Origin of the sequence: Lysinibacillus louembei, from assembly GCF_033880585.1 — a bacterium.
GTDB classification, from domain to species: Bacteria; Bacillota; Bacilli; order Bacillales_A; family Planococcaceae; genus Metasolibacillus; species Metasolibacillus louembei.
Genome location: NZ_CP137624.1, coordinates 3,449,549 through 3,463,328 on the forward strand (window position 1 = coordinate 3,449,549; position 13,780 = coordinate 3,463,328).

General features: G+C 40.5%; 17 protein-coding genes. 3 read left to right on the top strand and 14 right to left on the bottom strand.

Annotation, left to right across the window (positions count from 1 at the left end; translation table 11 throughout):
* Positions 1-191: 191 nt before the first annotated feature.
* The gene (locus R6U77_RS17225; protein WP_082799124.1) at positions 192-362 is read left to right on the top strand and encodes a YqzM family protein; all 171 of its coding nucleotides are present in this window, start codon (positions 192-194) and stop codon (positions 360-362) included.
* 40 nt (positions 363-402) lie between these two features.
* Here R6U77_RS17225 and R6U77_RS17230 read toward each other — a convergent pair whose 3' ends face one another.
* The 12 genes from R6U77_RS17230 to R6U77_RS17285 all read right to left on the bottom strand — a co-directional run bounded on the left by R6U77_RS17230 (position 403) and on the right by R6U77_RS17285 (position 9,951).
* The gene (locus R6U77_RS17230) at positions 403-2,694 is read right to left on the bottom strand and encodes a DNA internalization-related competence protein ComEC/Rec2 (RefSeq protein ID WP_319836590.1); all 2,292 of its coding nucleotides are present in this window, start codon (positions 2,692-2,694) and stop codon (positions 403-405) included.
* On the bottom strand, positions 2,672-3,247 hold the full coding sequence (locus R6U77_RS17235; protein ID WP_319836591.1) for a ComE operon protein 2: 576 nt from the start codon (positions 3,245-3,247) through the stop codon (positions 2,672-2,674). Before R6U77_RS17235 ends, R6U77_RS17230 begins: the two co-directional genes overlap by 23 nt.
* 60 nt (positions 3,248-3,307) lie before the next feature.
* The gene (locus R6U77_RS17240; protein WP_319836592.1) at positions 3,308-3,907 is read right to left on the bottom strand and encodes a helix-hairpin-helix domain-containing protein; all 600 of its coding nucleotides are present in this window, start codon (positions 3,905-3,907) and stop codon (positions 3,308-3,310) included.
* A gap of 99 nt (positions 3,908-4,006) precedes the next feature.
* Positions 4,007-4,744: a class I SAM-dependent DNA methyltransferase gene (locus R6U77_RS17245; protein ID WP_319836593.1), complete on the bottom strand. Its 738-nt coding sequence runs from the start codon at positions 4,742-4,744 to the stop codon at positions 4,007-4,009.
* The gene (gene rsfS / locus R6U77_RS17250) at positions 4,744-5,088 is read right to left on the bottom strand and encodes a ribosome silencing factor (RefSeq protein WP_293920927.1); all 345 of its coding nucleotides are present in this window, start codon (positions 5,086-5,088) and stop codon (positions 4,744-4,746) included. Before rsfS ends, R6U77_RS17245 begins: the two co-directional genes overlap by 1 nt.
* Positions 5,089-5,181: 93 nt before the next feature.
* Positions 5,182-5,748 (bottom strand): bis(5'-nucleosyl)-tetraphosphatase (symmetrical) YqeK, encoded by a 567-nt coding sequence (gene yqeK / locus R6U77_RS17255; RefSeq protein WP_319836594.1) that lies wholly within the window; start codon positions 5,746-5,748, stop codon positions 5,182-5,184.
* Entirely contained in the window at positions 5,738-6,307 is a 570-nt protein-coding gene (locus R6U77_RS17260) for a nicotinate-nucleotide adenylyltransferase (RefSeq protein WP_293920929.1), read from the bottom strand. The genes yqeK and R6U77_RS17260 overlap by 11 nt, the downstream gene beginning before the upstream one ends.
* Entirely contained in the window at positions 6,307-6,612 is a 306-nt protein-coding gene (gene yhbY / locus R6U77_RS17265; protein WP_293920930.1) for a ribosome assembly RNA-binding protein YhbY, read from the bottom strand. The genes R6U77_RS17260 and yhbY overlap by 1 nt, the downstream gene beginning before the upstream one ends.
* Positions 6,613-6,637: 25 nt before the next feature.
* Positions 6,638-7,462 (bottom strand): shikimate dehydrogenase, encoded by an 825-nt coding sequence (aroE, locus tag R6U77_RS17270; protein WP_319836595.1) that lies wholly within the window; start codon positions 7,460-7,462, stop codon positions 6,638-6,640.
* A 24-nt stretch (positions 7,463-7,486) separates the two neighbouring features.
* Positions 7,487-8,590, bottom strand: a complete 1,104-nt coding sequence (gene yqeH / locus R6U77_RS17275; RefSeq protein WP_293920932.1) for a ribosome biogenesis GTPase YqeH — start codon at positions 8,588-8,590, stop codon at positions 7,487-7,489.
* Positions 8,590-9,108 carry a YqeG family HAD IIIA-type phosphatase gene (locus tag R6U77_RS17280; RefSeq protein WP_319836596.1) on the bottom strand — a complete coding sequence of 173 codons (519 nt, stop codon included), beginning with the start codon at positions 9,106-9,108 and terminating at the stop codon, positions 8,590-8,592. The genes yqeH and R6U77_RS17280 overlap by 1 nt, the downstream gene beginning before the upstream one ends.
* A gap of 60 nt (positions 9,109-9,168) precedes the next feature.
* Positions 9,169-9,951, bottom strand: a complete 783-nt coding sequence (locus tag R6U77_RS17285; RefSeq protein WP_293920934.1) for a phosphatidylserine decarboxylase — start codon at positions 9,949-9,951, stop codon at positions 9,169-9,171.
* Between the two features lie 174 nt (positions 9,952-10,125).
* On the opposite strand from R6U77_RS17285, the gene pssA reads away from it, so the two are divergent.
* Together pssA and sigK are read left to right on the top strand one after the other, a co-directional pair.
* Positions 10,126-10,665: a CDP-diacylglycerol--serine O-phosphatidyltransferase gene (pssA, locus tag R6U77_RS17290; RefSeq protein WP_293920936.1), complete on the top strand. Its 540-nt coding sequence runs from the start codon at positions 10,126-10,128 to the stop codon at positions 10,663-10,665.
* A gap of 468 nt (positions 10,666-11,133) precedes the next feature.
* Positions 11,134-11,835 carry an RNA polymerase sporulation sigma factor SigK gene (sigK, locus tag R6U77_RS17295; RefSeq protein WP_293921126.1) on the top strand — a complete coding sequence of 234 codons (702 nt, stop codon included), beginning with the start codon at positions 11,134-11,136 and terminating at the stop codon, positions 11,833-11,835.
* A 374-nt stretch (positions 11,836-12,209) separates the two neighbouring features.
* Here the strand turns inward: sigK and mtnN are convergent, their stop codons facing one another.
* On the bottom strand, positions 12,210-12,902 hold the full coding sequence (mtnN, locus tag R6U77_RS17300) for a 5'-methylthioadenosine/S-adenosylhomocysteine nucleosidase (RefSeq protein ID WP_319836597.1): 693 nt from the start codon (positions 12,900-12,902) through the stop codon (positions 12,210-12,212).
* A 25-nt stretch (positions 12,903-12,927) separates the two neighbouring features.
* Positions 12,928-13,611, bottom strand: coding sequence for a YrrS family protein (locus R6U77_RS17305; RefSeq protein WP_319836598.1), 684 nt, complete (start codon positions 13,609-13,611; stop codon positions 12,928-12,930).
* Between the last annotated feature and the right edge of the window lie 169 nt (positions 13,612-13,780).

Sequence of the window (13,780 nt, forward strand, 5' to 3'; positions counted from 1 at the left end):
TGATCTTCATTGAATGGTTGATAATCATTATGCATCAGGGTGTTAGCACACCTTGCCATTTGAATTGAGTCAAATTTTCTGAATTGTTTGTGTGCCTGGCACCCATTTGTGACATGTCCATGAAAATTGTATTGCGTGTAGATTTTTGCAAAGGCTTGACTTATAATTGTAATGGAGTAGGAGGGATATATATGGCAGGACATAATGATCCAAATTACGTAACTGAAAACCCATTCGAAGGTCGCGGTCGCGCTTCTCAACGCAATGATGCAATCGATGCTGGTATTGGCTTTGTCGTTCCTTTTGGGGTATTCACAATAATGTTCATCATCGCAATGATTGTAGAAGTAGCTACTCGCTAATTGAAAGAGGACTTTGTCGTATGACGACAAAGTCTTTTTCTCATTTTAAGCGCCTGAATTCCAGCTGTGTGCCATTCCATTGTAATGTCACAGTACCTATTTCAGCTGTTACTAAATAAGCGATATGCCGCCTTTGTAAGCGTGCAATTACTTCTGGATGTGGGTGATTGTAGCGATTATTTTTACCCGCCATAATAACAGCTAATTGAGGGTTTGTTGCGTCGATAAATTCATCGCTACTTGATGTTTTACTACCATGATGACCAATTTTTAATACCGTGACATTGTCAATATCCTCATAAGCTATTTCCGCTAATGCCAGCTCACCCTCACGCTCTAAATCGCCCGTAAATAACATTTTCAAAGTATCTAGCTCCATTAGCAAAACAAGTGAATCATTATTTCCTTCATATTCAACATCAGTCGGCCATAAATAACGAAACTTCGCCTTTCCTGCCTGCCAAGCATTCCCTGCTATCTGCTCTCGAATTACAAGCCTTTTGTTCATTGCTTCCTGTAAAAAATCAGCCATTACAGCTTTCCCCAAGGAGTGTGGTGAAACATGCACCTCTCCTACACTTATCTCACGTAATACTTCCTCAGCACCTTCTACATGATCGGCATCTGCATGTGTTAAAATCAGCTTGTCAATTTTGCTGATTCCTCGCCCTTTTAAAAACGGCACAACGATTTGACGACCAACCTCATACTCCTGATGACGCTGCTTCCAGCTCTCCTGTTCAAAGCGTAGCACGCCACCTGTATCAATGACATACACCGCCTTGCGATAAGGCAGCTCAATCACAATACAATCCCCCTGCCCAACGTCAACAAAGGAAACAATTAATTGCTTATTCGTATAAGGAAGGAGTTGCACAATTAATGCTGGTACAATAAGCACGAATATTGCAAGTCGCCATCTTTGTAGCTTGAAATAATACAGTGTCGCACAAGCGCTGCTAAATAACAATATAACCATCATTATTGATGGCTTCCCTGTCACCCACATTTGATATGGTATACTTTGCAGGAAAAAAACCCCTTCTGTTAAAAGGCTACGACACGGCTCATACAAAAAAAATAATAATGCCGCAAGTGGCTGCCAGACATATGTCATGATCAGTAAAACAATATTCAAAGGTAAAATGATGAAGGAAAATAGCGGCACAAACAACACATTAACTATAAAAGAGGAAAGACTAATTTCATAAAAATGCAGTAACAACAACGGATAAACAAGGATTTGACAGACGCAGGTCATCATAAATGTTTGCATAAGCATGCCTTGCATTGATGCTAATAATTTACTTGATAAGACGAGGCTAAATGTTGCTAAAAAAGATAATTGAAAGCCAATTTGATAAAAAACAGCTGGCTGCCAAATAACAAAAACAATAAAACAAATGGACAAGGCATCTAAAGCGCTTAGCCGCCATTTCCAAAAGCGTGCGAGCATCACAACCTCCACAACTAGCACCGCGCGCCAAACAGATGGCGCTCCACCCGCTAATACTGCATAAGTAGGTAACATGATTAACAACAATAATGTCGCTAGCTCCCGACGTACTCGTAAGCGCAGAAGCACTTCAAAAAACAGCAACGATATGAGTGTGATATGCAAGCCTGAAATAGCAAATAAATGTGTAATGCCAAGCTTTTGATAGGCTCGCATCAAATCGGCATCCACCTGCTCCTGTGAGCCAATTAATAGCGCCTGTGCTTCTGTCACAAGCGCTGCTGGAAAAGTATTTTCAATATGTCGTAACATGCGATAACGTTGCTGTGCTAAAAAGCTGGCAACGGAATGCTCTGTAGCCATAAGGCGCCAAGAAGATATTTCCAGCACGCCAAGTGCATATTTGCTCTTCAAATATTGAGCCATTGAGAAGCTATACGCATGTGCAGGCGTTTCTGGTAAGATAATCTCCCCTTCAACAAAAAAACGTTGCCCTGCTAATGATTGCTTGCTAAACATATATTTTTCCTGTTCGCTCTTCAATGTATAATGAACATATATTTTACGCCCTTTGTCGTCCTTCATAAAGCCACGTAACGATGCACCGTCTATTTTATAGTCGCTTGTCCATAACAGCTCTATGGGCGTTGTAAAAGGCTTAAATAGCTTATCGATTTTCCATAGCGTATAGCTATACATCACGCCACAGACAATTGTCAATGCTACTAAATGCAGAAACGAGAGCCGTTTATAATAACAAAAAACGAGCAGTACCACAAACCATAAAAAAAGCCATGCGGATTCAAATGCTGCACTTGCTGCAACGAGAACCGTCATGGCATAGTATAACCATTTATTTTTCAATGTATTGACCAAAAAGTTCGTTCACCTTCTCTTCTAAAGGGTCTAATTCCTCTCGAGAAGCACCATGGCTGCGTAATTTTTCAAGCATCGTCGAAAGCAGCTGCAACTTTTCATCTTGCAAAAAATCAATTTTTGCTTCATCAAATGGAATATGTGCAACATTGACCTTTGCTTTCGCTAATAGCTCTAATGCGTAAGGATTATTTTTATAATCCTTTGCATAATAGACATTTTGAATGCCTGCTTGAATAATCGTTTTCGTACAAGGAAGGCATGGGAAATGGGTAACATATAAATCTGCTCCATTCGCAGGCGTACCATATTTAGCACATTGCAATAACGCATTTGTTTCTGCATGCACCGTTCGCACACAATGATTATCGACAACGTAGCAACCCTTTTCAATGCAATGCTCATCACCTGAAATTGAGCCGTTATAGCCACCTGCAATAATGCGCTTCTCCCGAACGATTGTGGCGCCAACCGCTAGTCTTCTACATGTGCTTCTTAATGCTAACAAATGGCTTTGTGCCATAAAAAATTGATCCCATGTAATACGCTCCATATGACAACCTCCAAAATTTCTTAACTTTAGTTTAGTGCTTTCATGGAATGGGAGCAATCGTTATTTTACTTCAATTAACTCTTTCATACGTTCAAAGGATTTTTCACCAATACCAGACACCTTTTTTATATCATCAATTGTTTGAAATTTTCCCGCTTCGTTGCGATAGCTTATAATCGCTTGCGCCTTCGCAGGTCCAATGCCAGGAATCGTCATCAGCTGTGTTTCATCCGCTGTATTAATATTGACCTTGCCAGAAGCATTCAATTGAGGAACAGCTATATTGACGCTGTCAGCTAGTTCTTCTCCTTGGAAAGGCACATAAATAACCATTTCATCTTGTAGACGTTGTGCATGGTTAATCATTTTTGTATCTGCCTGCTCTGTATAGCCACCCGCCATTTGAATGGCATCGATAATGCGATGCTCTTCCGTTAGCTCATAAACACCTGGAAATTTCACTTGCCCCTTTACATCAACCATTACAGCAGAAACAGGATCTGTTGTTTCTTCGTTTTCATTGTAGCTAGGTTGCTCAGTTACAGGGATAATATCTACTTCAGCTGAATTGCTTTGTTGAAGGAAAAAATAGAGGAGTCCAGCAAGGAGTGCAATGGGGAACAACACTCCTTTTCCGTATTTCTGAAAGTATCGTTGCATCATATCTCTCCATAAAAGGTGTCATATGAAGCTGTCTTTACTATACAAAATTTTCTGATGAATGAAAAGAGGCTGTCTGGATTTTTTCCAGACAACCTCCTATTTTACCGCACGAATAAAAATTCGTTCACTATCCTCTTGTGGCGCCTCTGTCGACCAGTCTGCTGTCATATGCACTTCGCTAAAGCCTATTGAGCGTAACCATATCTCGTACTGTTCTGGCACAAAGGTGCGCTGATAATGCTCCTCGTCAAAGCGCTCATACAAGCCGTTTGTCGTTTGGGCGAAAAATGTCATGTAATGGTAAACAGAATGGGCTTCCTTCCCTTGCTCTGTATGCCACACATAGGCAATTTCTTCGTCATCGTATGTGAATGGACTATCCAAAAAGATTTCATCCATTTTATAAAGTGAGTGAACATCGAAAAATAATTGCCCGCCTTGGCGTAGGCTGTTATAAATGCGCTGTAGCGTTTCTACAACGGCCTGCTCCTCGCGCACATAATTAATCGCATCAATTGGAATAATCGCTACATCAAGCTCGTAAAAGCCTTCTAGCTGCTCCATTGGCATCGCAATAAGTGGGATGGATTTATTGGCTGCTGCAAAACGAGCGCTAGCAATCATTAGCATTTCCTCTGATAAATCCACACCGCTCACCTGATAGCCTGCATTGTCCAATAAAGCAGTTAAAATACCTGTACCACAGCCAATATCTAGTAATGTTGGGTACTCACTTGATGGTGCATAAGCCTTCACCCATTCCACATATTCATCATACGGAATGTCTGTCATTAATGCATCATACACTTCCGCAAAGCGTTCGTAGCTTGCCATTACAGCTCAGGTGCGTCCAATTGAGGCGCATCTCCCCATAAGCGTTCTAAATTGTAGTAAGCTCGCTCATCCTTATGGAATACATGTGCTACAACATCGCCCATATCAACTAAAATCCAGCGCGCTGTATCAAAGCCTTCCACACGCTTTACTTCATAGCCATTTTCATGTGCCTTCTCTTGCAACTCACGTGCAATCGCCTGCACTTGGCGATCGGAATTACCGTGACAGATAATAAAATAATCCGCTAGCAAAGAAATATTGCCCATGTTTAAGACAACAATATCCTCTGCATGCTTATCGTCTGCCGCTTTATATGCTAATTGTAATAATGTTTCATTCATTAATTTTTAGTCCTCCCTAATCAATTGCACCTCGACAGCTGTCAGAGGTTTTATTTAGATGCAGCGAGCATTTATCTGCCCGCTATTGTTTTGCTAGTTCTGTTGAATCAAAATATAGTAATTATAGCATTCGATAGATTGTGGGTAAATCGCTAGCTCCATTGCGATTAAATGTGCCAATGAATGCTGAATACATGCACGCATCGCCAACGTTAAATCTTGCTGTGCGATTTTGCGTAAATCCTCAACACCTGGAAATTTGCGATTCGGCTCAATCATATCTGCTATAAAAAGTATTTGCTCTAATTTTGTCATAGTCGCACGTCCTGTTGTATGGAAGCGAATCGCATTTAACACGTCCTCATCCTCCACTTGAAACTCAGTTTGTGCAACCCATGCCCCGACAGGACCATGTAAGATTTCAGCGCCCCACGCAAGCAATTTGCTATCAAGGGCATGTGTGCGTACAATGTCTCGCATCCATTCTTCATCTGCATATTTCACTACATCATGTAAAATCGCAGCAATTTCTGCTTTTTTGACATCTTCATTATAGCGTTGAGCTAGCTGCATCGCTGTTTCCATCACACCAATTGTATGAATATAACGCTTTTCTGGCATACGTGGCTTAATCGCATTCAGTAGTTTGTCACGCTCCATAAAGACCTTCCTTTCGAATATATGCCTCTACCGCTTCTGGGACGATATACTTTAATGGACCGCCATCATGACAGCGTTGGCGAATCACTGTTGAAGAGACATTCATTTCAGGTGTTTCTAACACTTGCACTGGATACGCCGTTTTTGCTTCTGTTCCAGGACGTTTAATCCCAACAAACTGCACAAGCTGAGTAAGCTCTTCAATATGATACCATTTATGCAAAGAGTCAATCATATCGCCGCCAATAATAAAATAAAACTTTGCGTCAGGCTCTCGCTCCTGCAATGCATACATCGTATTATACGTATATGATATGCCGCCGCTTTCTAGCTCAATCTTTTCGATATGGAAATACGGTACATCGCTAATCGCAAGCTCCAGCATATGCACTCTTTGCTCATCTGTTGCCAAATGGCGCGCTTCTTTATGTGGAGGTGTAGCATTCGGCATAAAGCGCACTTCGTCCAATTTTAAGGCATGAAACGCTTCATTCGCCATCAGTAAATGACCTTGATGTATTGGATTAAAGGTACCACCTAAAATTCCTACACGCTTCATTACTTTTGTGTTGCCTTTGGTAAAACGATTTTTTTATTGTTGCGTGACTCTTTGTATAATACAACTGTTAAACCAATTAGTTGCACTAGCTCAGCTCGTGTACCTTGCGCTAAAGCCTCTGCTACCTCATGCTTATCGTCCTCACAATTGTCTAAAATACGCACTTTAATTAATTCACGGACTTCTAATACATCGCGCAATTGTGCAAGCATTGCATCATTGACGCCACCTTTCCCCACTTGGAAAATCGGGTCTAAATGGTGTGCCTCCGCACGTAAAAAACGCTTTTGTTTACCTGTTAACATAAATAATTTCCTTCCTGAAATAACCTTATTTTAATTGTGCCGTTAATTCGGCCATTGTATTCGCTATAGTTGGATAATGCCCTAGCCAATAATTATAGGCAATTGCACCTTGATGCACAAACATACCTAGCCCGTTGACAATCGTTGCACCCTTTTCTTCAGCTGCTTGCAAAAAAGGTGTCATTAACGGGTTATAAACGATATCTGCAGCAATCGCATCTTGTGGTAGCCCGTCTAATGCAAATGGTAAATCAAGTGTGCTGCTCGCCATGCCAGCAGGTGTCGTCTGTATAAAAATTGCAAACTGCCCCAGTTGTTTTTCTGCATCAGCTAAAGAAATTGCTTGTCCCGTGCCTAGCTCCTTGCAAATGACCTCCGCCTTTGCGAGAGTGCGGTTGGCAATTGTGATGTTTGAGTAACCTCCAGCTAATAAAGCGAAGGCAATACCACGGGCAGCACCGCCTGCTCCAATTAATAAAATTGGCTTCTCCTTGTGCTTTATTCCAATCACATCTTCTAAGGAACGGACAAAGCCTGCACCATCTGTATTATAGCCTTTATATTTTCCAGTCGCAGTTTTCACGACTGTATTAACAGCTCCCATTTTTGCTGCTTGCTCATCTAGCTCGTCTAACAATGGAATGATTGCCTCTTTGTGTGGAATCGTCACATTCCAGCCAGATGCACCTAATAATTTCAATGAGGCAACCGCCTCTCGTAAATTGGCGGGCTCCACATGAATTGGTATATAGGCTGCATCAACATTCATTTCCCTATACCAAGCATTGTGCATGGCAGGTGATTTGGAATGGCTGATTGGGTCACCGATGACAGCAAACCATTTTTTCATCTATGCTCACCTCTATACTTACGATTAAATTAATGATGGGCGAATAAATACTTGTACCCCTTTTGGTGCGTATGCTGCTATGACAACATTCGCATGCTGTGCTGTAATCCAGCCAAGCCCCGAAAAGACGATATCGGTTTTTGCCTCTTTAATTGAAAATTCATGGCGCACAAGCTCTGGCAATTGCTCGATAAACTCTTTACTTGGTGGCGCCAATAGCTCACCTTTATGCTCAGCATATAAAGCATCTGCTTTTTCGAGCTTCGTACGATGAATCGGTAAATCATTCGCCACATGCACTGTGAACGCTGAACGCTCCCCCTGTACAAAGTCAAAGCGAGCAAGTGCACCGATAAAGAGCGTTTGCCCTGCGTTTTGCTGGTACACCTTTGGCTTAATTTCCTTTTTCGGCATAATATATTTCAATTCGCTCGCATCTAAATAGTGCGCCATTTGATGATGATTAATAATGCCTGGCGTATCATAAAGTGCCGAGCCATCATCTAGTGGAATTTCAATCATATCTAATGTTGTACCAGGGAAATGCGAGGTTGTAATAACTTCTCCTTCACCTGTTGCCTGCTTAATAATGCGGTTAATAAATGTCGATTTCCCTACATTCGTACAACCGACAACGAATACATCCTTGCCATTTCGATACGCTTCAATTGCTTCAACTACTTCTGCCATTCCGCGCCCTTTATGTGCAGAAACGAGCATAACATCCACTGGCTTCAAGCCAAGTGCCTTTGCCTCGCGCTTTAACCAATTAATTACTTTTTTCTCTTTTACTGATTTCGGCAATAAATCCACTTTGTTAGCAACAAGCAATACGGGATTTTTCCCAACAAAGCGGTGCAAGCCTGGTAGCCAGCTCCCATTAAAATCAAAAATATCGACGATTTTCACAATTAACCCTTGCTGCTCACCAAGACCATTTAAAATGCGTAAGAAATCATCATCTGTTAAGCTGACAGGTTGAATTTCATTGTAGTTTTTCAAGCGGAAACAGCGCTGACAAATAATCGTTTCCTTCTCTAAAGAAGAAGCAGGCGCATAGCCTAGTTCATCTTTATTTTCTGTTTGGATTACTGCTCCACAGCCTATACATTGTGGCATTTCTACCATTATTTTTCCTCCCAAGTTGTAATTCCTTTACGTTTCAAATCATTAAATATTCTGCGTTCAACAAAGCGATTAAATAATGTGACAAGCCCATCTGATTCCGCTACAGGACGCACTAAAAATGTGTAAAGCTTTTGGCGCTTACCACCAAAAATATCCGTTAACAACTGATCGCCTACCATCGCCACTTCGTCTCGACGTAAGCGCAGCTTTAGTAAACCCGCATAGTAAGCTGAACCAAGTGGCTTTTTCGCACGATGGATGTACGGAATTCCTAGCGGTGTCGCAAAATGCTTCACACGTTCTTCCTTATTATTTGATACAATAATGACACGAATACCTGCAGCTGTTAATTGCTCAAGCCATGTCATTATTTCCTCTGTTGCATCCGCTCGATCCCATTCAACTAAAGTATTATCTAAGTCTGTAATAACACCTTTAATGCCTAGTGCATGCAAGCGCTCTGGCGTAATTTCGTATACGCTATTGACATAAGCATCTGGTAATAAAAAATTATACAAAATCGTTGCTCCTTTAATTGTATTGCGAAGATCTTTTCGCTATAGGCATAATGTATTCTATTATAGCATAGTTGCGAAGGCTTCTCCCATTCTTATCGCCTGTCCTTGCTGAACATTTTCAAGAAAAGCAATTGTTTCGCTTTCAAATAGCATAACAACCGTTGAACCAAATGAAAAATAGCCAACTTCCTCACCTTTTTTCCATTGCTTCGATGTGTTTGTTAATACAATGGAATTGACAAATGTAGCGCCAACTTTAATAAAGGCTGCATGCTTGTCCTTACCATAGACGAGCTCACTGACCATACGATAGTTATGACTAATTGGCTTTTTGCCATATTGCAAGCCTATTTGATTGACCGGGAATGATTTTTTGCCAAGAATGTATTGCTTCTCCACATAGGCATTGACAGGGCTATGCATGCGATGATAATCAGCTGGACTTAAGTAAAAAACGATATATTGTCCCTTTTCATAACGCTTCGCAGCTTGCTCACTTCCTAATAAGTCAACAAGAGAGTATGGCTTGTCCTTTACTGTTAAAATAACATTATCCTTCATTTCTCCAAATGCCTCTAGCTTCGCATCAACAGGGCTAACTAGAATTGAAGGGTTTTCGTCGATTGGACGCGCCTCTGCTTTTAGCTCGCGTGTAAAAAATTCGTGCAAGCTTTGAAATTGCTCCATTTTTTTTGAAACTTCTTCTATATCAATACCGTATAATTTACTATAGCTGCGAATAAATTTCTTACTGTAGCTTGATTTAGCAAATTTCATTAATATGTTAGAGCTTGTTTGACCATTTGTTAATTCAATTAGCTGTTGATAAATTTTTTCTCTCATATTTCAGCCCCCGTCACGTGTTATTTAGCTTGTGCTATAAATGAGACCTTTACTAACGCTATGCTATTATATAGTGTAACAGCTTAGAAGAAAAGTAGATATATTTTAAAGAGCTATCATTTTATCGCTCAAAGCAGTATAATAGAAAAATATTCAGTCGAAGGAGTGTTTCTAATGTTTCTTCTCCAGAAAGTTGACTTAACTTTGAAGAAAATAAAATCAAACGCTGCCAATTTAATTACGCTTTTAAATCTATCATTTGGTGGAGCCTCTGTAATGGCATCATTAAATGAAGCATATAACTACAGTGTACTCTTTATTTTTATTGCAGCATTTTTGGATCGTTACGACGGCAAAGTCGCTCGAAAATATAATCAGGAATCCGAGCTTGGCAAGCAGCTTGATTCAATGGGAGATATTATTTCATTCGGTGTAGCACCTGCTATTTTAATGTACGAGATGGTTTTCTCTAACTTTGGTCTACCAGGCATGTTTATTACAATTTTTTATATTACATGTGGAGCCTTCCGTTTGGCACGCTTCAATTGTTCAGAAACACCTGGTTTCTTTGTAGGTTTACCAATTACAGCAGCAGGAACATTATTAACGATTACCTTTTTCTTAGTGCCTGCCGTTTCACCTGTCTTTTATTTAATCGTATCACCGCTACTTGCGTTATTAATGATTAGCACATTTACATTGAAAAAAGTGTAGTATATAAGGCTGTTCAAAAGAGATCATCTTTTGAACAGCCTTCACTTTTGTCATGAAAAGGACCATCTCAAAATACTTTTCAGACATTGTTTGCTATTTATCAATTATCCGCTATACCGTGCTTCTGCGGTGGCCGCATTACATGCCGCCATCCTCGGCGCAAAGAGACCGTCTCAAAATACTTTTCAGACATTGCTTGCTGTTTATCATCTATCTGCTATGCTGTGCTTCTGCGGTGGTCGCATTTTATGCCACCATCCTCGGCGCAAAGAGACCGTCTCAAAATACTTTTCAGACATTGCTTGCTGTTTATCATCTATCTGCTATGCTGTGCTTCTGCGGTGGCCGCATTGCATGCCGCCATCCTCGGCGCAAAAGGACCATCTCAAAATGAATTTTCAGATGGTCCTTTTCATGAAGTGCTAAAAATCGACATATACTGCTAAAAAGGCGGAAGGATGAAGCATGTTGAGCGGTATATTTTTTTCGCTCATTCAACTATGGTTAGAATTCCCTTCATTGCTCGGTTATTTAAAGGGCCAGGCGTTTTCTAAACCATTTTCTCGTGAAGAAGAGGCAGAAGTATTAGAAAAGTATTTAGCAGGGGATGAGCAAGCGCGCCTTGATTTAATTGAGCGCAATATGCGACTCGTAGCGCACGTCGTAAAAAAATTCCATCCTCCTCATGAACAGCTCGATGATTATATTTCCATCGGGACAATCGGCTTAATGAAGGCGGTAGCTAGCTATACACCCGACAAAAAAACAAGGCTTGCTACATATGCCGCAAGATGTATTGAAAATGAAATATTGATGCATTTACGTGCACAAAAAAAGGTACAAAAGGATATTTCACTTTTTGAGTCAATCGGTGTTGACCATGAAGGGCAATCGTTGCAAATTCGCGATTTGCTGCAATTAGATGAGCAGCCAACAATCGATATTTTAGAGCAGCAGGAGCGCTTTGCGCAGCTCTATGCTTATTTAGATACACTGGATGAGCGAGAGCTAGAAATTATTACGTATCGCTATGGGCTACAGCAACAAGAACCATTGACCCAAAAGGAAATTGCCAAAAAGCTCAATATCTCAAGAAGCTATGTATCACGCATTGAAAAAAGAGCATTAATTAAGCTTTATCAGCAATTCAAGCATAATCAAAAGGAGTAATCCATTACGTCTCGGCTAACGCTCATCCAGATTTTTTTCGAGCTTGCGAGGAAATCTGTGACATCCGCCGGGGCGTTGGTGGTTGCCTAGTCGTTGCCATGGCGCATTTCTAGACTGAGCCTCTCTGTTTGTACACTCACTGAATCAAAATAAAAACGCTTGAAAACGAGGATTTCCCCTTGCTTTCAAGCGCTTTACTTTATTCAATTGTACTATCATGTACATCCGCCGAAATCACTAGCATGAATACTACTGTTGCCATAATCGCTGCCGTCGCAATAAATATCATAAATATGCTCCTCTCACGATAAATCGTATATGATAGCTATATCGTATCATGTTTAGCTCACATCGACTGTGATTTTTTTAACACTTCACAGCTTCTTAATTGCCTTCAAGACAATTTCTGTTGAATGCTTTGCCGCAGTCGGTAAAAATTCATCAAAGCTAATATTTGATTCTTTTCCTGCAATATCCGATAATGCACGGATGACAACAAATGGTGTGCCAAATTGATAGCATACTTGAGCCACTGCTGCCGCTTCCATTTCAACTGCTTTCATTTGAGGGAAGTTTGCGCGAACTGCCTCAGTACGAGTTGAATCTGCCATAAATACATCACCAGAGCAAATAAGTCCAACACCATATTGATGCTCCCCTACTTCTGCAACTGCTTCTTGCGCAATTTCAATTAAACGTGCATCTGCTTGATAGGCAGCAGGCATACCAGCCATTTGACCAATTTCATAGCCAAATGCTGTAACATCCACATCATGATGGCGTACTTCATCAGAAATAACGACAGCTCCTACTTCAAGCGCTGTATCAAAGCCACCAGCTGAGCCTGTATTAATCACGACATCTGGTTTAAATTGTTGCAATAATAATGTAGTAGACATGGCAGCATTCACTTTACCAATACCGCTTTTTAATAGTACGACATCTTTTCCTTCATATGTACCGGCTGTATACTCGCTGCCTGCAATTGTTGTGACAGCTGTATTCGTTAGTGCGGCACGCAGTAATTCTACTTCCTGCTCCATTGCACCGATTACGGCAATTTTCATTAAATGTTCCTCCTAAAATCGTCACTTACCATGACCCTTCAATTGTGTTAAGCTTTTCTAATTTTACAGGTTTCCACCCTTCATTGGCAACCCATTCTATACTTACACGGTATTTCTCTGTTTTATCATTTGAAGAAACAACAGCAATCGCCGTATCAGCACCACCATTATTTTTAATCTGCCAAATAATGCTATTGCTCTGCTCTATCGGCAGTATCGCAAAAATAGTTGCTAGCTTTTCTTCATAATCAATATGTCCCTCTTGAAAAACAGATGTATGTGGACCTGTTTGTGCAGTTTTCGTTGGCTGCCAATTTGGATTGACAACCACTTCATCTACGAGCGGGTCTGCAGATTGTGTGATAACATCTGTCGCAGTATTTTCCTCATTAGCATTCTCTGTTTGCTGTGCATCTTCAGAAGATTCAGGCTCATCCACTGCATTTGTGTCATTTTGAGTCTCTTCGTTTGTGTCATCATTTTGTTCATCTACATCGTTTGTATTTACATCATGATCTGCTTGCTGTTCAGCTGGCTCTTTTTCAACTGCCTTATCATCACCTGTGAAGAAAATAATATAGCTCGTAATGCCAATTAATACGATAACGAGCGCTATTAAATAATTTAATAACCGATTCATTGGATTTGTTTTTTGCTGGCGCTGTCTATATTCCGAGCGCGAATTTTTATTTTGTTCATAATCTGCCATACATTTCGCCCCTTTATTTCATATATCAATTACACTTTGGCGTCATTATTTCGGGATTTGGAATCCCCTTTGATCAATTGACGAGCTACTGATTAACAAAGTTCCGAATTAATACACATATACTATATAACGAAATGTACGAAAAAGCCCAAAAAGTACATTACTTTTC